21 protein-coding genes are annotated in these 24,069 nt (G+C 74.0%); 10 read left to right on the top strand and 11 right to left on the bottom strand.

Going from position 1 to position 24,069, the window contains the following annotated elements; translation table 11 throughout:
• The first annotated feature begins 67 nt into the window (after window positions 1-67).
• The 3 genes from GL259_RS04150 to GL259_RS04140 all read left to right on the top strand — a co-directional run bounded on the left by GL259_RS04150 (window position 68) and on the right by GL259_RS04140 (window position 3,276).
• The gene (locus GL259_RS04150; protein WP_243762540.1) at window positions 68-1,096 is read left to right on the top strand and encodes an iron chelate uptake ABC transporter family permease subunit; all 1,029 of its coding nucleotides are present in this window, start codon (window positions 68-70) and stop codon (window positions 1,094-1,096) included.
• Window positions 1,093-1,965 (top strand): ABC transporter ATP-binding protein, encoded by an 873-nt coding sequence (locus GL259_RS04145; protein WP_159529266.1) that lies wholly within the window; start codon window positions 1,093-1,095, stop codon window positions 1,963-1,965. Before GL259_RS04150 ends, GL259_RS04145 begins: the two co-directional genes overlap by 4 nt.
• A gap of 111 nt (window positions 1,966-2,076) precedes the next feature.
• Window positions 2,077-3,276, top strand: coding sequence for a hypothetical protein (locus GL259_RS04140; protein WP_208026428.1), 1,200 nt, complete (start codon window positions 2,077-2,079; stop codon window positions 3,274-3,276).
• A gap of 36 nt (window positions 3,277-3,312) precedes the next feature.
• Here the strand turns inward: GL259_RS04140 and GL259_RS04135 are convergent, their stop codons facing one another.
• The gene (locus tag GL259_RS04135; RefSeq protein ID WP_347814611.1) at window positions 3,313-4,218 is read right to left on the bottom strand and encodes an endonuclease/exonuclease/phosphatase family protein; all 906 of its coding nucleotides are present in this window, start codon (window positions 4,216-4,218) and stop codon (window positions 3,313-3,315) included.
• Window positions 4,219-4,440: 222 nt separating this feature from the next.
• Window positions 4,441-7,092: a SpoIIE family protein phosphatase gene (locus GL259_RS04130; protein ID WP_159529260.1), complete on the bottom strand. Its 2,652-nt coding sequence runs from the start codon at window positions 7,090-7,092 to the stop codon at window positions 4,441-4,443.
• Window positions 7,093-7,256: 164 nt separating this feature from the next.
• On the opposite strand from GL259_RS04130, the gene GL259_RS04125 reads away from it, so the two are divergent.
• The 6 genes from GL259_RS04125 (at window position 7,257) to GL259_RS39495 (ending at window position 14,104) form a co-directional block, all read left to right on the top strand.
• Window positions 7,257-7,499 carry an acyl carrier protein gene (locus tag GL259_RS04125; protein WP_159529258.1) on the top strand — a complete coding sequence of 81 codons (243 nt, stop codon included), beginning with the start codon at window positions 7,257-7,259 and terminating at the stop codon, window positions 7,497-7,499.
• Between the two features lie 585 nt (window positions 7,500-8,084).
• Window positions 8,085-10,214 carry a SpoIIE family protein phosphatase gene (locus GL259_RS04120; RefSeq protein ID WP_159529256.1) on the top strand — a complete coding sequence of 710 codons (2,130 nt, stop codon included), beginning with the start codon at window positions 8,085-8,087 and terminating at the stop codon, window positions 10,212-10,214.
• A gap of 88 nt (window positions 10,215-10,302) precedes the next feature.
• Window positions 10,303-11,418 carry an AI-2E family transporter gene (locus GL259_RS04115; protein WP_159529254.1) on the top strand — a complete coding sequence of 372 codons (1,116 nt, stop codon included), beginning with the start codon at window positions 10,303-10,305 and terminating at the stop codon, window positions 11,416-11,418.
• 73 nt (window positions 11,419-11,491) lie between these two features.
• Window positions 11,492-12,706 carry a cysteine desulfurase-like protein gene (locus tag GL259_RS04110; RefSeq protein ID WP_159529252.1) on the top strand — a complete coding sequence of 405 codons (1,215 nt, stop codon included), beginning with the start codon at window positions 11,492-11,494 and terminating at the stop codon, window positions 12,704-12,706.
• 823 nt (window positions 12,707-13,529) lie between these two features.
• Window positions 13,530-14,009, top strand: coding sequence for a hypothetical protein (locus tag GL259_RS38540; protein ID WP_347814610.1), 480 nt, complete (start codon window positions 13,530-13,532; stop codon window positions 14,007-14,009).
• Window positions 13,964-14,104, top strand: a complete 141-nt coding sequence (locus GL259_RS39495) for a winged helix-turn-helix domain-containing protein (protein WP_347814609.1) — start codon at window positions 13,964-13,966, stop codon at window positions 14,102-14,104. Before GL259_RS38540 ends, GL259_RS39495 begins: the two co-directional genes overlap by 46 nt.
• 33 nt (window positions 14,105-14,137) lie before the next feature.
• Here GL259_RS39495 and GL259_RS04100 read toward each other — a convergent pair whose 3' ends face one another.
• The 8 genes from GL259_RS04100 to GL259_RS04065 form a co-directional block, all read right to left on the bottom strand.
• Window positions 14,138-15,064, bottom strand: coding sequence for a GNAT family N-acetyltransferase (locus tag GL259_RS04100; protein ID WP_159529248.1), 927 nt, complete (start codon window positions 15,062-15,064; stop codon window positions 14,138-14,140).
• A gap of 157 nt (window positions 15,065-15,221) precedes the next feature.
• Window positions 15,222-16,022 carry an enoyl-CoA hydratase/isomerase family protein gene (locus GL259_RS04095; protein WP_159529246.1) on the bottom strand — a complete coding sequence of 267 codons (801 nt, stop codon included), beginning with the start codon at window positions 16,020-16,022 and terminating at the stop codon, window positions 15,222-15,224.
• Window positions 16,019-17,284: a cytochrome P450 gene (locus GL259_RS04090; protein WP_159529243.1), complete on the bottom strand. Its 1,266-nt coding sequence runs from the start codon at window positions 17,282-17,284 to the stop codon at window positions 16,019-16,021. Before GL259_RS04090 ends, GL259_RS04095 begins: the two co-directional genes overlap by 4 nt.
• A gap of 101 nt (window positions 17,285-17,385) precedes the next feature.
• A complete protein-coding gene (locus GL259_RS04085) occupies window positions 17,386-18,687 on the bottom strand; it encodes a cytochrome P450 (protein ID WP_159538362.1) in 1,302 nt (433 codons plus the stop codon).
• 100 nt (window positions 18,688-18,787) lie between these two features.
• Window positions 18,788-19,390 (bottom strand): ATP/GTP-binding protein, encoded by a 603-nt coding sequence (locus tag GL259_RS04080; protein ID WP_159529241.1) that lies wholly within the window; start codon window positions 19,388-19,390, stop codon window positions 18,788-18,790.
• Window positions 19,365-19,739, bottom strand: coding sequence for a DUF742 domain-containing protein (locus GL259_RS04075; protein ID WP_159529239.1), 375 nt, complete (start codon window positions 19,737-19,739; stop codon window positions 19,365-19,367). The genes GL259_RS04080 and GL259_RS04075 overlap by 26 nt, the downstream gene beginning before the upstream one ends.
• Window positions 19,736-20,146 (bottom strand): roadblock/LC7 domain-containing protein, encoded by a 411-nt coding sequence (locus GL259_RS04070; protein WP_159529237.1) that lies wholly within the window; start codon window positions 20,144-20,146, stop codon window positions 19,736-19,738. Before GL259_RS04070 ends, GL259_RS04075 begins: the two co-directional genes overlap by 4 nt.
• A complete protein-coding gene (locus GL259_RS04065) occupies window positions 20,143-21,348 on the bottom strand; it encodes a sensor histidine kinase (RefSeq protein ID WP_208026427.1) in 1,206 nt (401 codons plus the stop codon). Before GL259_RS04065 ends, GL259_RS04070 begins: the two co-directional genes overlap by 4 nt.
• 572 nt (window positions 21,349-21,920) lie before the next feature.
• Here GL259_RS04065 and GL259_RS04060 point away from each other — a divergent pair.
• Window positions 21,921-23,021, top strand: coding sequence for a winged helix DNA-binding domain-containing protein (locus GL259_RS04060; RefSeq protein ID WP_159529235.1), 1,101 nt, complete (start codon window positions 21,921-21,923; stop codon window positions 23,019-23,021).
• 49 nt (window positions 23,022-23,070) lie between these two features.
• Here the strand turns inward: GL259_RS04060 and GL259_RS04055 are convergent, their stop codons facing one another.
• Window positions 23,071-23,985 carry a YceI family protein gene (locus GL259_RS04055; protein ID WP_159538358.1) on the bottom strand — a complete coding sequence of 305 codons (915 nt, stop codon included), beginning with the start codon at window positions 23,983-23,985 and terminating at the stop codon, window positions 23,071-23,073.
• Window positions 23,986-24,069 lie beyond the last annotated feature (84 nt).

Here is a 24,069-nt window from a genome sequence, read left to right as displayed (position 1 = left end):
CGCCGACGCCGGGCCCGCCGCGCCCCCGGCCCTCGCGGGCACCGCGCGGTCCCGGGTCGTCAGCGGCCTGGTCGTGCGCGCCGGGGGAGGGGGGATCTCGCTGCGGATCCCGAGCCGCTCCGTCGCCGTGACCGCCGTGCTGCTCGCCGTGCTCGTCGCGGTCGTGGGCGTCAGCCTGACCACCGGGGACTTCGAGCTCTCCGTCGCGGAGGTCGTCCGGGCCCTGACCGGCGGCGGATCGCCCGGCGCCGACTTCATCGTCAACACCCTGCGCATGCCGCGGCTGGTCACCGCGGTCTGCGTCGGCGCCGCCCTCGCCGTCAGCGGCGGAATCCTGCAGAGCCTGACCGGCAACGCGCTCGGCAGCCCCGACGTCATCGGCTTCACCAACGGATCGGCCGTCGGCGCCCTGACCGTCATCATCGTGCTGCACGGCAGCATGACCCAGATCGCGCTCGGCGCGCTGATCGGGGGGCTCTCGACGGCCGCCGCCGTCTCCCTCCTCGTCACGGGCCGGGGACTGCAGGGCTTCCGGCTGGTGGTCATCGGCATCGGGGTGAGCGCCCTGCTGCTGGCCGTCAACTCGTACCTCATCACCAGGGCGACCTTCCAGGAGGCGCTGGAGGCCCAGGCGTGGCTCCTCGGCAGCCTGAACAACCGCGGCTGGACGCAGGCCAACGCGATCGGCGTCGCGGTCGTCGTCCTCCTCCCGGTCGCCTTCGCGCTCACCCGCCGGCTCTCCCTGGTGGAGATGGGCGACCTCACGGCGACGGCGCTCGGCGTGAACGTGGCGCGCACCCGCGCCGTCCTGCTCACGGTCTGCGTCGCCCTGGCCGCGTTCGCCACCGCGGTCGCCGGACCCATCTGGTTCGTCGCCCTGGCCGCCCCCCAGGTCGCCCGGAGACTCACCGGATCCTCCCGGCCCGCCCTGGTCCCCACCGCCCTCATGGGCGCCGTCCTGCTCACCGCCGGTGATCTCGCCGTGCAGCGCCTCTTCACCGACGCCCTCCTCCCGGTGGGCGCGGCGACCGGCACCGTCGGCGGGCTGTACCTGATCTGGCTGCTGGTCACCGAGTCGCGAAAGAGCCGCGCATGACAGCAACGCACACCCCGGCGCCCCGGCTGCGGGCCGAGAACCTGACCCTCTCCTACGACCAGCGGACCGTCGCCACCGGCCTCGGCGTCGACATCCCCGACGGCTCCTTCACGGTGATCGTCGGACCGAACGCGTGCGGCAAGTCCACGCTGCTCAAGGCGCTGGCGCGGATGCTCAGGCCCAAGGCGGGGGAGGTCTACCTCGACGGGGCCGCCATCGCCTCCTACCGCACCCGCGAGGTCGCACGCCGGCTCGGACTGCTCCCGCAGTCGTCGACCGCGCCCGGCGGCATCACGGTGGGCGACCTGGTGGCCCGCGGACGCTACCCGCACCAGCGGCTGCTGAAGCAGTGGTCCGCCGAGGACGAGACCGCCGTGGTCGAGGCGATGCGCCGGACCGGCGTGCTGGAACTCGCCGACCGGCCCGTCGACGACCTCTCCGGCGGCCAGCGCCAGCGGGTCTGGCTGGCGATGGTGCTCGCCCAGCAGACCCCCGTCCTGCTGCTCGACGAGCCCACCACCTTCCTCGACATCGCCCACCAGGTCGAGGTGCTGGACCTGTGCGCCGACCTGCACGCGCGCAGGGGACACACCGTCGTCGCGGTCCTGCACGACCTCAACCAGGCGTGCCGCTACGCCACCCACCTCGTGGTGATGCGGGCCGGCGGCACCGTCGCCGCCGTGGGGGACCCGACGGCCGTCATGACGGCCGACCTGGTGGAGGACGTGTTCGGCCTGCCCTGCCGCATCATCGACGACCCGGAGACCGGCACCCCGCTGATGGTGCCCGCCGCACCCCGGCTCCCCGCCGCCCCGGACGACCGCCCACCCGTCACCGCGACGGCCGACCTCCCGCGGGGACACCGCTGAGGCCCCGCACCTCCGGCCGTGTGCGCGACTCCCGGCCGCCACGGGTATGTTCTGGTGATCATCCCGAGGACGGCACGGCGGACTTCGAGGGGGCGTATGGACGCGGCAACGGTGAACTCACGTCTGGACGGGGCTCGTTCCGTCGACGTCAGAACACGCGAGCGCATCTGCGAGGAGACCGCCGAGGCGTTGCTGGCGGCAGGGACCGTACCGTCCTTCGAGGTGCGTTCGGCGGACCTGCGCGCGGATCCCTACTTCCGGTGCGCCGATCGCTACTGGCGCAGTCGCTTCCTGCGCCGGCCGACGGCGCGCACGGCTCTCGAGTGCGCGCGGTGGATGTCGGACCACGTGCGGGACGAGAACTGGGGTGAGGTCGCCGAGCAGTGGGCCCTGGGCAACGGATTCCTGAACAGGGGGAGCGTGGAGTCCACCGAGCAGGTGGCGGAGGCGGTGGGAGAAGCGGGCGCCGGTCCGGAGGCCGAGCGGACCGGGTTCTTCCTCACGCTGTTCCAGGCGGGCAAGCTGCGGGCGAACTTCTGCTTCGACGAGCTTCACGCCTTCCTGGCGTTCTCGCCCCCGGCCGCGACCGCCGGTTCCCTGCGCGAGCGGCCCGTCTTCGTGGCGCTCCGCTCGTTCGCCGCGTTCGGCAGCCGCACACTGACGGTCGCGTATGCCTGTGAGCTGCTGGAGCAGGCCTGGTCCGCGGCGGGACGGACACGGCACACGGTGGACATCTGCCTCAACGGCCTGGCCTTCGCCGCTCCCTTCGAAGGCCAGGGCGAGCTGCTGCGCGACCGGGCGGCGGAGGCCGTGGCGGCTTACCCGGACGACCACATGTTCCACGGGCGCCTGGCCGCCGGGCTGCACCTGTGCGGGCAGTACGACGCGGCGCTGCGGAGCATCGACACCGCACTCGCCCTGCTGGCGGCGAGTCCCACCGCCAGCCTCGGTGCGCTGCAGGACCAGTACCTGACGAAGCGGGACGCGATCCAGGAGGGACGTCTGCGGGCCCTGCGGGACGCGGAGCAGCAACGCCGCTGGGAACGGCAGGCAGTGGCCAACGCTCAGGTGGAACGCTCCCTCCACACCTCCTCGGTGCGCGCCGTCGAAGTCGTCGCCGTCTTCACGGCGGCCATCGCCTTCGCCGTCGGTTCCCTCCAGGTCACCCTCACCGGAGATCTCGCGCTGTCGGACCGCCTGTGGCTCCTGGCCGCGCAGGGCGTGGGCCTGGCGGTCTTCGCCCTGCTGACGGTCGGCGGGACATGGCTCATCACCCGGAGCCGTCGCGGGCCGGATCGCGGGGCCGAGTGAGTGCCCCGCTGCACGCGTCCGGAGGAGGCCGGCCCGTCAGCCGAGCGTGATCCGCGCCGCCACCGGCAGGTGGTCGCTGCCGGTGGCGGGCAGGGCGCGGATGTGGCCGACGGTCGCCGAGCGGGCCATGACCTGGTCGATCCGGGCCAGCGGGAAGGCGGCGGGGAAGCTGAGGGCGAAACCCCGCTCCGCCCCCTTCATCCGCGAGGTCACGGGCGCCAGACCGCGGTCGTCGACGGTGCCGTTCAGGTCGCCCAGCAGGACGACGGTCCGGAGGTCCTCGGCGGCGACGGCCGCGCCCAGCAGGCCGGCGCTCTCGTCGCGCCGGGAGGACGCGAGACCGCTCGCCCCGACCCGGACCGAGGGCAGGTGCGCGACGTACGCCGCGAAGTCGCCGTGCGGTGTGCTGACCGCGGTGCGCAGCCCGCGGTTCCAGTCCGCGGTGATCCCGCGGGGCCTGATGTCCAGCGGCCTGGTGCCGGTGAGCGGGTGCTTCGACCAGAGCCCGACGGTCCCCCGGACCGCGTGGTACGGGTAGTGGGGGGCGAGGGTCCTTGCGTAGACCGGCAGTGCCCGGGGCACCAGCTCCTGCAGCGCGATGAGATCGGGCCGGGCGGCGGCCAGGGCGCGGGCGGTGCCCGCCGGGTCGGGATTGTCGTCGCTGACGTTGTGCTGCACCACGACCAGGTCGCGCGTGCCGGGCTCCGCCTCGGGCAGCAGCAGGCCGCCGAAGAGGTGCGTCCAGGCCGCGACCGGCAGGAGCAGGGCCACCAGCGCCGCCGCGGAACGGCGCAGCAGCGCCGGGACGAGCAGCCCCACGACCACGAGCCCCAGCCACGGCAGGAACGACTCCAGCAGACTGCCCGCGCGGCCCACGGAGTTGGGCACCGCCCGGTGGAAGGCCAGCAGCCCGGCGGTCACCACCGCGAGTGCGGCGACCACCCGCCCCCGCGTCCGGACCGGCACACCCCTCGCCGCGCCCCCGCCCGGAGCCCACCGCCCCGCCCGCCGGCGCGGAGCCGCCCGCACCGCCCGTGCCGTACCGCTGTCCGCCCGATCCGCCATGACTTCCCGTCCGCTCGGCCTCGTCTTCCAGGACGAACCCGTGGACGCATCGGTTTCCCCGCGGCCCCCGAGGACCGGCCCCACCGCGCCGCGGTCGGGTCAGACCGGCGGTCGGGCCGGCGGCGCGGGCCGTGCGGCGAGGACGGCGATGTCGTCCTCGCTGTCGGCGCCCAGCCCGATGAGCAGCTCGTCGCAGAACACGTTCAGGGGCTCGCGGGCCAGAGCGGCGGCGTGCCGGCGCAGCCGGTCCATGGCGCGGTCCAGGTGCTCGTCACGGCGTTCGATGAGGCCGTCGGTGTACAGCAGCACGGTCGAGTGGGGCGGGAGCGGGTCACGGGCGTGGGGGCGGTGCGTGCCGGGGTCCACGCCGAGCAGCAGTCCCGCGCCGTCCTCCAGGTAGCGGGTGCGGCCGTCCGCGCCGACGAGCAGCGGCGGCAGGTGGCCGGCGGAGGAGTGCACCAGCTCCCAGGGGCCGTCCGCCGGCCCTTTGACCAGACCGTAGACGCAGGTCGCGGTGGCCTCCCGGTAGAGGCTGTGGTTCGCCAGGTCCAGGCGGTGCAGGACCGCTTCGGGCGGCTCCTGGCGGTCCACGGCGATGCCGCGCAGCATGCTGCGCAGCTGGCTCATGGCGATGGCCGCGTCGAGGTTGTGCCCGGTGACGTCGCCGATGACCAGCGCCGTGTCCCCGTTGGGCACGACGAAGCTGTCGTACCAGTCACCGCCGACCTGGGCGGTGGTGGAGGAGGCCGCGTAGCGGGCGGCCAGCTCGAGGTGCCCGACCTCCGGCAGCGCCGGCAGCAGCGAGCGCTGGAGGCGTTCGGCGATGTTGCGCGTCTGCTGGTGGAGCCGGGCGTTGTCCACGCCCAGGGCGAGACCGTGCACCAGGTCGGCCACCAGGGGCAGGTCCTCCTCCGTGAACGGCCTGCTTTGACCGCTGCGGGCCACGGTGAGGACGCCGATGACCTCCCGCCGCGCCCGCAGCGGGGCGACGACCGCGCTGTTCGCCCCCATGACCCGGAACAGCCCCAGGTAGTGGGCGTCCAGAGGGCTCGTCACCTGATCGGGTGACGGGGGCCCGCTGAGCAGCAGCGGACCCGCGCCGCGCAGCGCGCGGGCCAGGGGCCCCCGGGCGGTGTCGGACACCGGCGGAAGCCGGCCCCCGTACTCCTCGGGCCACCGGCCGTGCGGGGAGCGCTGGACGAGGGAGACCCGCTCCACCCGGGCGTCCTCGGTGAACAGGTCCACCGCGCACCAGTCGGCCAGCCGTTGGGTGAGGATCACGCCCACACGCCGCAGACCCTCGTCCAGGGTCGGGGCGTTGCCCAGCGCCGTACCGGCGTCGACCAGCAGGGAGAGCCGCCCGAGCGCCGACGCGTCCGCCCGGTCGCGGCCCCCGTCCCCGGCGGCCCGAGGGACGGCCGGCGAAGACGGACGCCCGGGCTCCTGGGCGGCCGCGGCCCGGCCGGTCCCGGCCGGGCGTGCGGAGGGGCCGGGAGCGGACGCCCTCGGGGAGAGCTGGGCGACGAACACCGTGCGGCCGTCGGCCGTCTCCTGCGTCTGGATGAACAGGCGGACGGGGATCAGGCGCCCGTCGCGGTGCAGCGCGGGGAGCGGCACCGAACGGTCCAGGATCCGGGACTCCCCGCTGAGCAGCAGGGAGAAGAACCCCGCCAGGTGGCGTCTGCGGAGGTGCTCCGGGACGAGGGAGGTGAGCGGCCGCCCCACGAGGTCGTCCTCGTGCCAGCCGAGCATGTCCGCGGCGGATCCGTTCGCCGCGATGATCCGGTTCCGCTCGTCGGCGGCGATCGTCGGGACCCTGCCGGCCCGCACCTGGTCGGCGTCCCACGGCACCAGCACCGAAGGGCCGGCGCCCGGCTGCCGGGGCATCACCGTCCATGCCGTGGGGGCCCCTCCGGCGAGCTGGCCGGCGATCTCGTCGAGCAGCCACTGCTGGAAGGCACGATGACGGGGGAGGGAGGGGAGGGTCAGCAGGCGTTCCTCGCGGGCGGCCTCCTCCGCCAGGGCGAGGACCTCGCGCAGGGTCCGCAGCGGCGGTCCGGCGTCCGGCGGCACCGGCAGGGGCAGGGCCCCCGTCTGCGCCCCGGTGCCCTGCCGCCGCAGTGCCGCCGTCACACAGGAGGTGATCACGTTGTTCATGTCCTGGGCGACGGCGACGTCTTCCACCGGCACACCGAGGTCGTGTCCGGCGGCCACGGCCAGGGTGACCTCGCGCAGCAGCGCCTGCCGGCGCTGCTGGGACGCCCGGTGGAGCGCCGCCGGCACGTCGACCAGCGTCACGGTCGTCCTGCCGGGGCCGGAGGGGGGCACGACGGTCTCCCACCCGCTCCGCCGCCGTGGCGCGGGCCCGGGCCGCAGCTCGAACCACACCGTCTTGTCCGCTTCCCCCACGGCGGCACCGTGCCGGGACGACAACTGCCCCACCAGGGCCAGGCCCTGCCCCGTACCGGCGTACGGCGAGTACTTCTGCGGCACGATCTCGCGGTCCGGCCGCCGATCGCCCACCCGCACGCGGACCGCGCCCCCCTCGACGTGGACCGCCACCTCCACCCCCGTGCGGGCGTGCAGCACGGCGTTGGTCACCAGCTCACTGATCAGCAGCTGAGCGGTGTCCACCACGTCCGGTGCGACATCACCGAGAGCGGCCCGTACGAAGCGCCGGGCCTCGGCCACGCTCTGCGGCGCCCCGGGGAAGCAGCGCGACGACGTCCCCCGGGCATTGAGGTCGCCCATGACCCCAGTCTGCCCCAGGGAGCCCGCCCCGCCCGCGTCCGCGCCCGGCGGTGGGTGCCGGACGGGTGAGGCGGGCCGCACCCCCCCCGGTCCCGCGCCGGTTTCACCCCCGAAGAGGGGATACCCGGTCCTCGACCCGTTCCCCCACATCCCCGGGAGGGCTCATGGCGACAGGCGAGACGGGATTCAGCGACATCGTGTACGACCTCATCTCCGTCCAGTACCACGCGCTGAAGGGGGGACACGACTACGGCCAGTACGTGCGCGACGCGGAGAACGCGAACGAGGAGGAGATCGCCGACTTCTTCCGGACCGTCATGGAACAGGACGCGGAGCGCGCGGCCCGCTGTCACCGGTTCCTGGTCCGGCTGTCCGGCACCGAGAAGGCCGGCCCCGCGGTCGACTGACCGGTACGGGCGAGGTGTGGGAGGCCGGCGCTGCGAAGAGGGCCGGCGGTTCTCACGCCGTGCCGGACGACGGTCCCCTCCGGCCGGTATCCGGCCGGAGGGGCCGGTCCTCGTGCGCGTCCCGCCGCGTGGTGGGCGGCGCCCCCGGCCGGGCCGTGCGGCGCCCCGGCCGGGACCTCCGTCCGGCGGCCGGAGCGCGGCGCCGGTCCCGCCCGGCCGTCACCGCACGCGCCGGGCCCTCCCGTCCCCCCGGGCAGTACACGGCGCAGCCCTCGTTCACGCCCTCTCCCTCCCACCGGCCGGTGACGGGAAGACGCCGTCACGCGGCGCACCGCCGCCGACGGTCATCGCCGTCATGACTCCGCTGTGAAGAACGCACGGGTGACTTCGCGGGACCGGGCGGCCGGCGCACCCGGGAGCACCGTGCCGGCCCCTCCGGGGACGGCTCCACCGCATGCCGGTCGTCCTTTGCGGGAGTACGGTCCTTTCATCGGCGGATCCACGCAGGATTCCCAGAGCCCCGGTGGAGCAGATGACGGCCCGCAGCCGGCGGGGGACCTCCCCCCGTGACGCCGGAGGCGCCCGGTGACCGGCACGGACGGGCCGGCCGTCGGCGCCGAAGCACTGGACGCCGCCTTCACGGAGGCGGTGCGCCACACCGGTGCGTCCATCGGCGCCCTCTACCTGCTCGCGCCGGACGAGCCGCTGCTGTACCTGGACGTGCTGTACGGGGCGTCGGCCGGTCTCGCCGCCCCGTGGACGAGGGTCTCGCTGGCCGCTCCGGCCCCGGTGGCCGACGCGGTCCGGGAGGACCGCCTGGTGTGGGTGGGCAGCCAGGAGGAGATGGCCCACTCCTATCCGCGGACCGCGATGGTGCTGCCCTATCCGCTGGCCCTGGCCGCCGCGCCGGTCACCGGCGTCCGCCGGTGGGGATCCCTGCTGCTGATGTGGCCGGCCACCCGTCCGCCGCACATGACCCGGCGCGAGCGCGGCCACATCGTGTCCCGCTGCCGGAACCTGGCCCGGCTGCTCGAGGAGGCCGCCGGACAGGGCGCGCCCTCGGGACGGACCGGCCGGCCCCGCATCCTCGGCGTCGACGCCGGCCGGTGGACCACGGGCCCGGCGATGGCGGTCGCCGACTTCGTCGAACGCCTGCCCGGCGGCAGCTGCGCACTGGACCTGGAGGGACGCTTCGTCTACGTCAGTTCCGGTGCCTGCGACCTGCTGGGCCGGGACGCCGGACAACTGCTGGGCACACTGCCGTGGCAGTCCCTGCGCTGGCTCGACGACCCCACCGTCGAGGACCGCTACCGCGCGGCGGTCATCGGCCGCGAGCCCGTCGCCTTCACCGCGTGCCGCCCGCCGGACCGGTATCTGGACTTCCACCTCTATCCGGACGCCAGCGGCATCAGCGTGCGCATCATCCCCGCCGGCGGCCGGCCCCCGCCCGCGCCGGCGCCCCACCTGCGCACCGGCGCCTCACCGGCCCGCGCGGGGCAGATCTACCAGCTCACCCACCTGGCCGCGGCCCTGACCGAGGTCGTCGGGGTCCAGGACGTCATCGACCTGGTCGCCGACCAGATCATGCCCGCCTTCGGGGCCCAGGGGCTGGTCCTGTCCAGCGCCGAGGGCGGCCGGCTGCGGATCACCGGTTACCGCGGTTACGCCCCCCACGCCATCGAGCGTCTCGACGGCCTGTCCCTCGAGACCGGTCTCACCCCGGCCGGGGAGGCGATCGTCAGCGGCAGCCCCCGCTTCTTCTCCGACCCGGAGGAGATGCGGCGCGCCTACCCCGAAGCCCAGCTGATCAGCGGCAAACAGGCCTGGGCCTTCCTGCCGCTGGTCGTCTCCGGCCGCCCCGTCGGCTGCTGCGTCCTCTCCTACGACGCCCCCCGCGCGTTCCACGCCGAGGAACGCGCCGTCCTGACCTCGCTCGCCGGACTCGTCGCCCAGGCCCTCGACCGCGCCCGTCTGTACGACACCAAGCACGAGCTGGCCCACAGCCTCCAGCAGGCGCTGCTCCCGCGCACCCTGCCGGCGGTCGCCGGCCTGCGGGTCGCCGCCCGCTACCTGCCCGCCACCCGCGGCATGGACATCGGCGGGGACTTCTACGACGTGATCCGGCTCGGCGACTCCGCGGCCGCCGCCGTCATCGGCGACGTCCAGGGACACAACGCGGCGGCCGCCGCACTGATGGGACAGGTCCGCACGGCCGTGCACGCGCACGCGACCTCCGGCACACCCCCGGAGCAGGTCCTGTCCGGGACGAACCGCCTCGTCACGGATCTGGGCCCGGACCTGTTCACCAGCTGTCTCTACGCCCACCTCGACTTCGCCCGCCGCCGTGCCGTCCTGGCCACCGCCGGCCACCCGCCGCCCCTCCTGCGCCGGCCCGACGGGGACACCCGTCCGGTCGCGGTCCGGCCGGGACCGCCGCTGGGCATCGATCCCGACGCGGACTTCCCCGTGACCGCGATCCCGCTCACCCCGGGCCTCACCTTCGCCTTCTACACCGACGGACTGGTCGAGACGCCGGGAGCGGACATCGACGACTCCATCGCCCGGCTCGCGCGCCGTCTCGCCCACGCCGACGACCGGGACCTCGACCTGCTCATGGACGAACTGCTGACGCAGGCGGGCACGGCCGGACAGCGCGCCGACGACATCGCGCTCCTCGTCCTCCACCTCGAGACCGCCCCGGGCCGGCGGGACTGAGCCGGCCCGCGCACCGCCGGCCGCACCCGCCGCCGCGCACACGGGGCCGGGGGCTCCCGGGACGCACGGGCCCCATAAAGTGCCCCTCATGTCTGCGACGTTGAATCCGAGGAGAACCCGCGCCGCGCTCCGTGTCTCGGCGCGGGTCTCCGGCGAACTGCTGCTGGTCCTGGTGATGGCCGCGGTGGTCCTGTGGCTCCTGGGCCGGATGTGGTCGGTGGTCTGGCCGCTCCTGGTCGCTCTCCTGCTCACCACGCTCACCTGGCCCCTGACCCGCTTCCTGCGCCGGCGCGGTCTGGCCCCGGTGCTCGCCGCGTCCGTCGTGACCGTGCTGTTCCTGCTGGTGGCCGCGGGCACCGCGGCGTTGATCGCGGTGCCCGTGGCGTCGCAGTCCGGGGAACTGGCCGACGGCGTCGTCGAAGGCATCCAGAGGCTGCGCGAGTGGGCCGCCGGGCCGCCGCTGAACATCGACGAGGAGGAGATCGCCGGTGCCTTCGACTCCGCGGCCGCCCGCATCCAGGACAGCGCCGGATCCATCGCCACCACCGCCGTCACGGGCGTGAGCACCGTCTTCAGCGGTGTGGTCACCGCCGTCCTGGCGCTCTTCCTGATGTTCTTCTTCCTCAAGGACGGCCCGCGCTTCCTGCCGTGGCTCGGCCGGCAGCTCCCCGGCCGGCTCGCCACCGACGTGCCGGCCGTGGCCGCGCGGTGCTGGGACACCCTCGGCGCGTTCGTACGGTCCCAGGCGCTCGTCGGTCTGCTCGACGCCGTGTTCATCGGGCTGGGCCTGTGGGTCCTGGACGTCCCCCTGGTGCTCCCGCTCGCGGTGCTGACCTTCGTGTCCGCGTTCGTGCCCATCGTGGGCGCCCTGTTCGCCGGCTTCGTCGCGGTGCTCATCGCCCTGGTGTCCAACGGCCTGACGAACGCCCTGCTGGTGCTGGCCGTCATCATCGTGGTGCAGCAGCTCGAGGGCAACGTGTTCCAGCCGATCATCCAGAGCCGGGGGCTCGGCCTGCACGCGGCGGTCGTCCTGCTGGCCGTGACGCTGGGCGGGAGCCTGACCGGCATCGTCGGCAGCCTGCTCGCCGTACCGGTCGCCGCGCTGATCGCGGTGGTCTGGAACTACCTGCGCGAACAGCTCGGCGACCCGCCGCGGGGCCCGGAGACCGATGCCCCGCGCACCGGTGCCGGCGTCCCGTCGTGACGCCCCACCCCGCTCCGGCGGCCGCGCGCCGCCGGCCCACCGCACCCGTCTCCAGGCCCGACAGGAAGTCCTCGTGACGTACGACCTCACCGCCCTGCGCGCTTCCATCCCCGCACTGGCCGCCGGCACCGCGCACTTCGACGGCCCCGGCGGCACCCAGATGCCCCTGCCCGTCATCGAGGCGATCGGCGCCGCGCTGTCCCGCCCCCTGTCCATACGGGGTGACGGCCTGCCCGGCGAACGCAACGCCGAGGAGATCGTCGCCGGGACGCGCCGGGCCATGGCCGACCTCCTGGGCGCCGACCCGCGCGGCATCGTCTTCGGACGCAGTGCCACCCAGCTCACCTACGACTTCTCCCGCACCCTGGCCCGCGACTGGTCGCCCGGCGACGAGGTGGTCGTCACGCGGCTGGACCACGACGCCAACATCCGCCCCTGGGTGCAGGCGGCGGAGCGGGCCGGCTGCACCGTCCGGTGGGCGGACTTCGACCCGGCCACCGGGGAGCTGACCGCCGACGACATCCGGGCCGTGCTCTGCGAGCGCACCCGGCTGGTGGCGGTCACCGCGGCCTCGAACCTGATCGGCACGATCCCCCCGGTCGCCGAGATCGCGCGGATCGTGCACGAGGCCGGTGCGCTGCTCCACGTCGACGGCGTCCACTACACCGCGCACGCCCGGGTCGACGTCGAGGCACTCGGCGCGGACTTCTTCGTCTGCTCCCCGTACAAGTTCCTCGGACCGCACCACGGCGTCCTGGCCGCCCGCCCGGGGCTCCTGGAGACCCTGCGCCCGGACAAGCTGCTGCCCTCCACGGACGCGGTTCCCGAGCGCTTCGAACTCGGCACGCTGCCCTACGAGTTCCTGGCGGGCACCCGCGCGGCCGTCGACGTCCTGGCCGGCCTGGCGGCACAGCCGGGCGGCAGCCGCCGCGAACGCCTCGGCTCGGCGTTCGAGGCGATCCACGAGCACGAGGAGACGCTGCGGAGCCGGCTCGAGGCGGAGCTGGCGGCCTTCGAGGAGGTCACCGTCCACTCCCGCGCGGCCCGGCGCACCCCGACCCTCCTCCTCACCCTCCGGGGCCACGACACCGCGGACGCCTACCGGTTCCTGGCGGAGCGCGGCGTCCACGCGCCCTCCGGCAACTTCTACGCGCTGGAGGCCTCCCGCCGTCTCGGTCTGGGAGACACCGGCGGCCTCCGCGTCGGCCTCGCCCCCTACACCGGCGCGGAGGACGTCGAACGGCTCCTGGAGGGCCTGTCCGCCTTCCTCGGACGGACGGCGCGGTAGGGCCGAGCGGCGCGGGAGGCGGGCCGCGCCGGGCGGCGGCCGTCGGCGCAGGGGGACGTCGGGCGGCCCGCCGGCCGGCCGGTACCTCCGCCCCGGCGGGCGGCCGACCGGCACCTCCGCCGTGGCCGCCCGGGCCGGTCCCGTCCCCCGGGAGCGGGACCGGCCCGGGACGTCGGGCGGACCGGCTGCCGCGCCGTGATCCGCCCACGGCGGCGATGATGGCGGACGCCGTCCTCGCGGAGAAGCCTTTCGATCCCGCTCGAAAGGGTTCCGCCGCACCTGTCCGAAAACAGCGGTGCGCCGGCCGTCTCCTCGGGGCGGACGGGAATCGGCTCCGCCGCGGGGCGGTCGACTGCCGGGGACCCGGGTCCCGACGACCGCCACCGGCGACCGGCCGACCGACGACAGGGGGAAGCAGTGGACGGACTCTCGGTGCAGGCGGGGCCGTTGGACCGCGTACCGCTCTCGGTCGGCAGCCGGCCCGGCGCGACCGTGTTCCCGCTGATCTTCCACGAGCTCGGCGGAGGCAGGTACGGGGTGCCCGCGCCCCTGCGGGACGCGGTGCGCCGGGCCCTGCCGGCCTCCGGCGCCCACGTGCTGAGGGCGGTGTTCGCACCCGGCCGGATCTGGGCCCCCGACTGCCTGGCCCTGACCCGGGACCTCGGCGCCGACGGCCCCTCGGCGGTCGTCGACGAACTGGACGCCATCGAACCGGAGGACCTCCTCGGGCAGCTCCACCACGAGTACGGAACCGTCCCCCCCCCCGCACTGGCGGGGCGCGGCCGCCCGCCCCCGGGCCTTCCTGTCGGTGTACCGCGCCGCGGTGCGCGCCGTGTGGGAGGACCTGCGCCCCCTGTGGCGGCGGGCCTCGCCGCTCCTGCGCCAGGAGCAGGAACGCATCGGCCTGGCCAGGGTGACCGACAGCCTGGACACGGTCCTGGACTCGCTCGGCGGCAGGGTGCGCTACGCCGACGGCGCGTTCCGCCTGCCCCACCCCTGCCCCCGGCAGCTCACCGACCTCGGCCGGCGGCGCGTCGTGCTGGTGCCCCTGGCCTCCGGCTACACGGCGGGCACCTACAGCGCCGAACGCGACGACGTGCTCCGGATCGGCTACCCCTGCCGGGACTGCACCGGCTGGTCACCGCCGCCGAGGCCGAGCCGGACACCGACCGCCTCGCCGTCCTGCTCGGCCGCACCCGCGCCGGCATCCTGCGCCACGCCCGCCGGCGCCCCTCCGCGCCGGACACGGCACGGCACGTGGGCGTCTCCGTCAGCACGGCCTCGTACCACTGCGACCAGCTGACCGAGGCGGGGCTCCTGCAGCGGCGGCGCCACGGGCAGCAGGTCCGGCTGTACCTCACCGACGAGGGGGCCGCGCTGATGGACCTGCCGGCCTGAGGCGAGCCGGGCGGCACGGCCCGGCGGACGGGCTCAGTCCAGGACCGCTTCCCAGGTGTCGACGGTGTAGTGGACGCTCATCCCGTGGCGGTCGTACAGCCGGGGAGCCCCGGTGGTGTTGGCCGTGTCCACGCCGAGCCCGACGACGTCCCGCCCCCGCGCCGCGAAGGCCGCGAAGGCGTGCCGCAGCAGGAGCCCGCCGAGGCCCCGGCCCCGGGCCCCGGGCAGGACGCCGATGCTGCGTATCCAGCCCATGGCCTCCCGGTCGTCGCGCGCGAGCAGGAAACCCACGTCCCCCAGCACGTCGTCCGTGACGATCCACACCAGGGACCAGTCCAGACCCTCCGCGTCGACGTCGTGCAGCCACGAGCCGTACGCGCGCGGCTGGAAGTCGAAGTGGCGGGCGAAGGCGGCCTGGTACAGCGCGTGCACCCGGGCGCGGTCCGCCTCGGCGGCGCACTCCCGGATCCGCACCCCCGCGGGCGGCTCGGGAGCCCGGTCCCGCGCGGGGTCCAGGTCCCGGCGCATGACGTGGTACCGCCGCACGACCCGCCAGCCCCGCTCCCGGAGCAGAAGGGTGTCGAGCGTGGGCGCCACGTTGAGGTGCAGGTGCACCACGGCCCTCGCGGCACCGTTCTCCCGGGCCTTCTCCCGCGCTCTGTCCTCCATCGCGGCCAGCACGGACGCGGCGGCCTCCCGGTGGTCGGGCAGGACGTAGTGGTCGACGTCGATGCGGTCGCCGCCGGACTCGTCCCACAGCAGTCCGTAGGCCACCAGCCGTTCCCCGTCGAAGACGAGCCAGGAGTCGCGTCGCAGGTCGATCTCGGGGTGCCTCAGGTCGGCCTCGACGGTGTGCAGGTCGGTCTCGGGCCGGCCGATCTCGATCTCGTCGACCCTGTTGAGCAGTTCGGTGATGCCGGGCGCGTCGTCGAGCGTGGCGGGCCGTGAGGAGTAGGGCATGGGGACCAAGGATCGGGCGGCGGGACACGCGCCGCAACGGGATTTCCCGGGCCCGCCCGGCCCGGGTCCCTGCGCGGTTCGCCCCGCGCCGGCGGACCGGTCCGCGGCCGGGACGGCCGGCCGCCCGCGCGGCCGGGCCGTCCCGTCCGGGCCCGCGTCAGCCGGGCCGGCGGGAGCCGGTCCGTGCGTGGTGCAGCTCGGTGACCACCGCCGCCATCAGCTCGGGGTCCAGGACCGAGGCGTCGGCGAGACGGGTGGGGGCGGTGAGGGAGTTCAGCAGTGTCTTGGTGACGCGCAGGGCCGCCGCCGGCCGGCGCAGGACGGGCTTGGCCCAGGCCGTGACGGCGGCGTCGAGGGCGTCCTCGGACACGACGCTCTGCAGGATCGACAGGCGGTGGGCCTCGTGGGCGTCGAAGGTACGCCCGGTGAGGACGAGTTCGCGCACGCGGGCGGCGCCGATCTCGCTGACGAGGCGGGGGAGGAGCCCGCCCCAGGCCGTGGGCAGGCCGAGCGCGAGCTCGGGCAGCCGGAAGGAGGCGGTGTCGGTGCCCACCCGCAGGTCGCAGGCGAGGGCGAGGGCGAGGCCGGCACCGATGGCCTTCCCCTGGACGCGGGCGATGGTGACGGCGGGGTTGGAGGTGAGGGCCTCGCACACGCGCCGGGCCCGGACCCCGGAGGCGCGGATGCCGCCACCGGTGGGGTCGTGGGCCAGGTGCTCGGCGAATTCGCCGCGGTCCCCGCCGAGGCAGAAGTCGTCGCCGGCGGCGGCCAGCACGACGACCCGTACCGCGGGGTCCTGCTCGTCGAGGACGGTGAGGAGGTCGTCCAGCATGGCGTCGGTGACGGCGTTGCCCTGCTCGGGGAGGTTCAGCTCGATGGTGAGGAGCGGTCCCCGCCGGTGGGTGCGCAGGGTCTTGAGCATCCGGTCGGCGGGGAGTTCGGCGAGGGGCGTGCTCATGTCGTGACTTTCAGGGAGGCGATGCGGCGGAAGACGACACGGGAGGTGTCGTACTCGGGGGGTGCGGTGGGCCGCAGGGTGGGGAATCGTTCCAGCAGCTGGCCCAGCAGCTCGCGGGCCTCGAGCCGGGCGAGCGCCGCTCCGAGGCAGTAGTGGGCGCCGCCGCCGAAGGTGAGGTGGCTGCCGTTGCGCAGGATGTCGAAGACGTGGGGCTGCTCGTTGCGGCGGGGGTCGTGGGCGGCCGCCCCGTACAGGACGTGGACGGTGGTGTCCTTCGCGATGGGGACACCCGCGAGGACGGTGTCGTCGGCGGCGACGCGGGAGTTGACGTACACGGGCGGGTCGTAGCGCAGCGTCTCCTCGACCGCGTCGTCGATGTGCTCGGGGTGCCGGCGCAGCCAGGCCGCGCGGGAGGGCTCCTGGGTGAGGAACCACACGGCGTTGGTGAGCAGGACCGCGGTGGTCTCCAGCGAGGCGATGGTGATGAACATCGTCAGGTCGTAGATCACCTGGTCCGCGGCCGCCCGGTCACCGGGGTACCGGGCGTCCCAGTGGTGGATCCAGCCGGTGAGGACATCGTTGCCAGGGCGTGCCCGCCGCTGCCGTATCAGCTCGGTGAAGAAGGCCCGCATCTCCAGCGTGGCCTGGGCCGATACGGCCAGTTCGCTCTTGGTGGGCAGCAACTCCTGCGCGTAGACCTGCCGGTGGGTGAAGTCCAGGATGTGCGCGAAGTGCTCCGGAGCGATCCCGAGCCACTCGCCCACGGTCCGGACGGGGAGTTGCTCGGCGACGGTGCGGACGAAGTCGGCCTCCCCGTCGGCGTGCAGCCGCTCCGCGAGGTCGTCGAGGAGCCCGGAGGCCAGGGCGGCGATCCCGGGACGCAGGGCCTGGAGGGTGGCGCGGTCGAAGGGGTTGCCCAGGGCGCGCCGCTGGCAGGTGTGGGTGGGCGCGTTGAGACGGGGCAGGGTCCGGGTCATCTCCCGCGTGGCGGGCGCCTGCCAGCGTTGCGTGTCGGGCTGGCGCTCCTGCCAGGCGAAGTCCGGTACGAGCCAGTTCCTGCCGCGCAGGACCTGGCTGCACGCGTCGAATCCGGTGACGAAGTAACCGCCCCAGGGGGCGCGTACGACGTCCCCCATGGAGCGCATTTCCTCCCAGATGGGCAGGGGGTTGGCCTGCCCTTCGCCGGAACGCAGTCGGCGCAGGAGGGAGATGACGGCTCGGCGGTCGGTGGTGGTGCCGCGTATGTCGCCAACGGCGGTCACGCAGGGCTCCTTCGGCTGGTTCTGTCGATACCGCCGGAACCTACCCTTCCACCCTCCGCCGTCATGCACCTCTGCGTGTTGCCCCTGTCACATGCCGTGCATCAGACACGGAAGATGTCCAGGAAGCTGCTCCAGAACCCCTTCTTGCGCGCGGGGTCCTGCCGGGCCGGCGCGGACGGGGACGCCGGCAGGGGCTGCTCCGGTCCGGGCGTCGAGGGCCGGTTCCGGATCGCCGCCGCCATCCGGGTCGCCGGGGTGGGGCTGAAGGCCACGGGCAGCGCGACGAGGGCGCGGTGGAAGGGGCCGGGCCGCCACTGCAGGTCCTTCTCGGGGACGGCCAGCGTCAGGTCGGGCAGCGCGTTGAGGAGCCGCTCGATCGCGGTGGTCGCGATGACCTGCGCCGGGTCCTTGGCGGGGCAGGCGTGCGGGCCGGCCCCCCACGCCAGGTGGGCCCCCCTGCTGCGGGTGCGGCGGGCCTCGGCGAGCGCGGGGTCGCTGTTCGCGCCCGCGAAGGAGATGACGACCGGAGTGTTGGCCTCCACCACGTAACCGCCGAGGTCGACGTCCTGGACCGGGTAGTGGGTGGCGTAGTTGGCGATGGGGGTCTGGTTCCACAGCACGTGATCGAGGGCCTCCTCGATCAGCATGCCGCTCTGCCGGCCGCCCGCGCCGGACAGCAGCAGGACCAGGGCGTTGCCGATGAGGTTGCGCTCCGGTTCGACGCCGGCGCCCATCAGCATCACCAGCTGGTCCTTGAGCTCCTCGTCGGTCAGTCCGGCGGGGTGCTGGATCAGCCAGGAGGTGACGTCGTCGTCCGGCCGGCGCCGCTTGAGGGCGATCAGCTCCATGAGGCAGGCGGTGAGGTCCTCGTTGGCGCGCAGGGCGTCCTTGCCGTCGAAGATCGCCGACATGGAGGTGGTGAGGGTGTCGCCGATGTCCGCGGGGCAGCCGAAGAGCTTGTTGAACAGCAGCAGCGGCAGCAGCTTGGCGTAGTCGTTGAGCAGGTCGGCGCGGCCCCGCTCGCTGAACCGGTCGAGGAGGTAGTCGGCGATCGGCTCCACGTCCCGCCGGATCCGGGTGATGTTGAGCCGGGCCAGGCTGTCGGTGACCGCCTTGCGCAGCCGCAGGTGCACCGCACCGTCGGTGAACAGGCAGTTGGGCCGGTACGCCATCATCGGCAGGACCGGGTTGTCCATGGCGATGCGGCCCTCGTTCAGCGCCTTCCAGCGGCGGGCGTCGCGTGCGAAGAGCTCGGTGTTCTGCAGCACCCGCAGCGCCATCTCGTGCCCGACGACCAGGGTGGCGTCCGCGCCCGGGGCGAGTTCCACCGGGCCGGCCGGTGCGTGGGCGCGCAGCCGGTCGTAGACCTGCTGCGGGTCGGCGGCGAACGAGGCGTCGTGCATGGGGCATCTGCCCACGGCGGGCGAAGAGGTTTGCTGAAGATCCATGACGTCTTCCTTAGTGATCCGGGAACCTCCGCTCCCGGGCCGGGTGGGCGGGCGGTCAGGCCGCGCGGTCGAGCAGGTGCCGGACCAGTGCGATCAGGGCCTTGGCGGAGGACTGCTGGTCCCGGGCGTCGCAGTAGACGACGGGGGTGTCCGGGAGCAGGTCGAGCGCCTCGCGCACCTCCGCCTCGCCGTAGGTGGCCGCCGAGTCGAAGCAGTTGACGGCGATGGCGTACTCCAGGCCGTAGCGCTCGATGAGGTCGATGACGGGGAACGTCTCCTCCAGCCGTGCCGGATCGACCAGCAGCAGTGCACCCAGCGCGCCGCGGGCCATGTCCTCCCACAGCTGCATGAAGCGCTGCTGGCCGGGCGTCCCGAACAGGTACAGGACCAGGTCGTCGCTCAGGGTGAGACGGCCGAAGTCCAGCGCGACCGTGGTGGTCGTCTTGTCCGCCACGCCCCGCAGGTCGTCCACGTGGACGGACGCCTGCGTCATCTTCTCCTCGGTACGCAGAGGAGTGATTTCCGACAGCGAACCGATGAAGGTCGTCTTGCCCACGGCGAAATGCCCGACGACCAGGATCTTGGCGGCGTTGGTCACCGCGCTGGAGACGTAGATGGACCTCTGGGCCGTCTCAGCCGATGAGGGATTGGAGTCCATTCAGAACCTTCTCGAGGGTCGCTCTGTCAACGTTCTGGGCCCGGGGCGGCTCGGCACGGCGCAACAGGTGCCCCTGTTCGAATAAATCGGTCAGCAGCAGCCGGGCCACCCCGACCGGCAGGCCGAGGTGGCCGGCCACCTCGGCGACCGACAGGTAGCCCCCCGCGCACAGCTCCCAGATCGCCCTCACCTCGGGGCCGGCCCCCAGCGGAAGGGTCCGCTCGGGAGCCAGGGTGACCAAGGTGTGCAGTGCCAGATCGTCCGAGGACGGCAGGCTCCGGCCGCCGGTGATGACGTAGGAGCGGACGAAGTCGCTGGTGACGGATGCTTCCTCGCCGGGAGTCGTCATGCGCCGACACCGTTGTCGGAGTTGTCGGAGCGTGGCGCCACGCTCATCGCCTTGCTCAGCGCCGCCACGGTCTTCTGCATGCGGAACGACATGGCCTCCATGTCGACGTCCAGCGCGGCGGACACGGCCAGGTAGGCGCCCTGCCCGGCGGCGATGAGGAAGATCCAGCCGCCGTCGTACTCCAGCAGCGTCTGCTTCCAGATGCCGTGCCCCGCGCCGACGAACCCGGCCACCGCCCGGCTGAGGGACTGCATGGAGCTCATCGCGGCGGCGTTCGTCTCCGCGTCGTCGCGCGAGATGTCGTCCGAACGCTGCAGCAGCAGGCCGTCACCCGAGACGAGGACCGCGTGGCGGGCACCACGCACCTCGAGCACGTCGTTCAGCACCCACGACAGGTCGGTGTTCACTGGTGGTCAGGTCCTTCCGTGGTGTTCGTGGTCCGTCCGAGGTGGGTGCCGCGTGCGAAAGCCCCCAGGCGGGAGGCGGTCACCTCGCCGGCCGACTCGGACGTCTGCTCGTCGATCCCGGGCGTGGCCTCCGGCGGCGGCACCACCGCGATGGGGCCCTGGCGCCGACGGCGCTTGGGCAGCCCGCCGGACGTCGTGCCCACCACGTGCGAGGGGCCCACCGGCACGGGCGCCAGCCGCTGGGGCGCGGCCTCCTGGCCCTCGGCCTCACGGACCGGTTCGGCGGGTGCCGGTCCGTCGGCCGACAGAAGGCTTTCCGGCACACGGATCACTGCACGCACTCCGCCGTAGGGGGACACGGAACCGACCGAGACGGCGAAGCCGTACCGTGCGGCGAGCATGCCGCACACGGCGAAACCGAAGTGGGGCGGATCGCCGAGGCCGGTGATGTCCACGGGGCCGTCCGCGGAGAGCAGGGCCGCGGCGCGGTCCTTGGTCTCCTGGTCCATGCCCAGTCCGGCGTCGTCGACGATGAAGCACACGCCCGTGGGGACGGCCTGGATGTTGACCTCGACCGGCGTGCCCGGAGCGCTGTAGGTGGTCGCGTTGTCCAGCAGCTCGGCCAGTACGACGGCCAGCGGCTCGACGGCCTTGCTGGAGACGGAGACGCTGACCTGCGCGTGGATGCCGACCCGGTCGAAGTCCTTGATCCGCCCCTGCGCGCTGCGGGCCACGTCGTAGACGGTCGCCGCGCCCTCGCGCCGGCCCAGCCACCCGCCGCACAGGACCGAGATGCCCTTGGCCCGGCGGCTGAACTGGCTGCCGGTGTGGTCCACCGACATCAGGTCGGCCAGCACCTCGGTGTCGTCACCGTACTTCTTCAGCAGCCCGTCCAGCAGCAGCTGCTGCTCCTCGGCGAGGGACTGCAGCGTTCCCATGGCCGACTTCAGCACGGCCTTGGTCGACGACTCCGCGTCGGCCCGGACGTCCGCGAGGTCGTCCTTGTGCCGCGTGGTCAGGGAGGCGATGTGCTCCTGGAGCTGGACGACGCGCCCCTGGGCCTGCCCCAGCCCCGCCTCCAGGTCGTTCTTTGTTCTTCGGAGAGCCAGATTGGTTCTCCGCGCCCGCATCACCGCGAACACCGCAGCGACGAGCACCACAAGCAAGATCCACAACAGTGGATCCTGGATCAATGACGTCATGAGACTCTCTTGGAAGTCGCATCGCGTCAGGAGTGAGGAAGGTCCACCGCGTCATGCCGACGGTCCGTGCCACCGAACGGCACGGGCCACGGGCGGACCAAAGTCTGACTCCTTAGCGATGGGGCCTTAGAGACTGTCCCCCGTACGCGTTCATGACGCGCCGCCAGCCTGCTGAACGTGGGATGATCTTATCAGGCGCCTACGGGCAACCCGCCTGCCCCGTCGGCCGGTTGGGCACCCTCACCAGACCCACACACCACGGCGCGGTTCCGGGCCGGGAGGCGTCCGGTTCCCTGCGCGGGGGACAACGGGAGGAGAACGGGCCGGTGTCGCCGTCCCCCGCCCGGCCCCAGTGATCCGTCCGGTGAACGGGGGGCGAAGAACAGGGGCGGAGGCGGGCCGCGGCCGCGGCGCTCACCGGCGGGCCGGGAGCGGGCGGAGCGGTGACGGCGGTGAGCGCCGGCGATTTCGGCGCGACGCGGATCCCGTACCGGAAAGAGGACACCTGCTGACCGCTTCGGCTGCGAGGGTTCTCCCGACCCGACGAGACCGACCGGAAGGCCCGGATCACCGTGACCGTTCTCGACGCCCGTGCGCTCAACCGGGCCACACTGGCCCGGCAGTTGCTGCTCGAACGCGCCGACCTCCCCGCGGCCGACGCCGTCGCGCACCTGTGCGGACTGCAGGCGCAGGAACCGCAGGAGCCGTTCACCGGGCTCTGGTCGCGGCTGCGCGCCTTCGATCCGGCGGTGCTGTCGGGCCTGCTGACCGAGCGGCGCGTGGTGCGCGTCCACCTGATGCGCCGCACCGTCCACCTCGTCACCGCCGACGACGCCCTGGCCTGGCGCGCCCGCCACGCCACCATGCTGCGCCAGAAGGTCCTCGGCGCCTACCGGCGCGAGCTCGACGGAGTGGACCTGGACCGGCTCGCCGCGACGGCACGGTCGGTGATGGCCGACGGCGTGCCGCGCACGACGGCCGAGCTCGTGCGGGCCCTCGCCGCGGACCGGCCCCGGCCGGAGCGACGGGCTCTGGGGGAGATGGTGCTCTGCGCCCTCGTCCCGGTGGCGCAACTGCCGCCGCGCGGTCTGTGGCGCACCGGGGGCGGGGTGCGCACCGTGCTGCTCTCCTCCTGGCTGGGGCGTGAGGTCGACCCGCTGCCCCCGGACGGGACCGACCCGGTCGGCCGGGCGCTGGTGCGGCGCTACCTGGCCGCGTTCGGCCCCGCCTCCCCGGCCGACCTGCGCGCCTGGTGCGGCCTCGCCGGGCTGCCGGCCGCGATCGCCGCGACACGCGGGGAACTGGTCGCCTTCCGCGACGAACGCGGCAGGGAACTGCTGGACCTGCCCGACGCGCCGCGTCCCGATCCCGGCACACCCGCCCCGGTGCGGTTCCTGCCGGCGTTCGACAACGCGATCCTCGGCTACCACGACCGCGGCCGGATCATCGACGACGCCCACCGCGGCCTGTCGGTCGCCGGCGAACGCGTCGTCCTGGTCGACGGCCGGGTCGCCGCGACCTGGACCGTCGACGCCGGCACCGTGACGGTCACCCCGCTGCGCCGCTTCTCCCGGGCCGACCGCACCGCCGTCGCCGAGGAGGGGCGGGCCCTGGCGTCGTTCCTCTCCGACGGCGACAGCCGGCGCGTCCGGATCGCCGCCTCACCCCGCTGAGCGGCGCGCCCGCGGGGCCCTCCGCGGCAGTGGCCCGGGACCCGTCCGCCTACTCCGGCGGCGTGGGCGTGTCGTGGGTGCGGTACATCGCCTGTACGTCCAGCTCCAGTTGGACGGTGGGACCGACGACCGCGATGCCGCGGGCCAGCATCGAGCGCCAGTTGAGGGTGAAGTCCTCACGGTGCAGCTCCGCCTTCGCCAGGGCGGCGCAGCGCAGCTCCTGCTCGTAACCGCCGTTCACCGTCCCGAGGTACGTGGTGTCGAGGCCGACGGAGCGGCTGGTGCCGTGCATGGTGAGCGTGCCGTGCAGGGTCCACTTCGAGCCGCCGCGGTAGACGAAGCGCGTGCTGACGAAGTCGATGTACGGGTAGCGCTCGACGTCCAGGAAGTCGGCGGAACGCAGGTGGTTGTCACGGGTCCTGTTGCCCGTGGTGATGCTGGAGGCGTCGATGCGCACCGAGACCCGCGAGTCGGTCATGTCCGGCGCGACGTGGATGCCGCCCTCGAAGCGGGTGAAGCGGCCGTGGACGTGGGCCATGCCCACGTGCCTGGCGATGAAGCGGATCGCGGTGTGCGGCGGGTCGAACAACCAGGTGCCGGACGGCGGGAGTTCCAGCTGGCGGGCGGACTCCAGCGCGATGCGGGCCGGGGGAAGGGCCGCACCGGCGGCTATGTCGATGGTCTCCCGGGCGGGTGACAGGCCCTCGGCCGCGGTCATCACGCTGTAGGTGCCCGGTGGCAGCGTCGCCATGAAGAAGCCGTACGGGTCGGTGGTGCCGCGGGCCGCGACCCGGTGGTTGTCCAGCGCGGTCACCGTGACCTCGGCTCCGCCCATGGGCTGCCCCATGGAGTCGACGACCTCGCAGCCGAACGCGCCGGCGCCCGGTGGCAGGGGGACCGTCAGGCCGGGTGCGGCGTGGGAGGCGCCGTGAGACCGCCTGCGCCGGAGCAGTCCGAGGACCATGGTGTTCACCTTTCTTGACACGTGTCACCATCCAGGACCCGCCCCACCAGTGATGTTCGCGGTCGCCAAGAATCACCGGGAACG

Origin of the sequence: Streptomyces sp. Tu 3180 (assembly GCF_009852415.1) — a bacterium.
GTDB lineage: Bacteria > Actinomycetota > Actinomycetes > Streptomycetales > Streptomycetaceae > Streptomyces.
The sequence above is the reverse complement of the archived record's forward strand: the minus strand, read 5'-3'. Positions and strand labels throughout refer to the sequence as shown.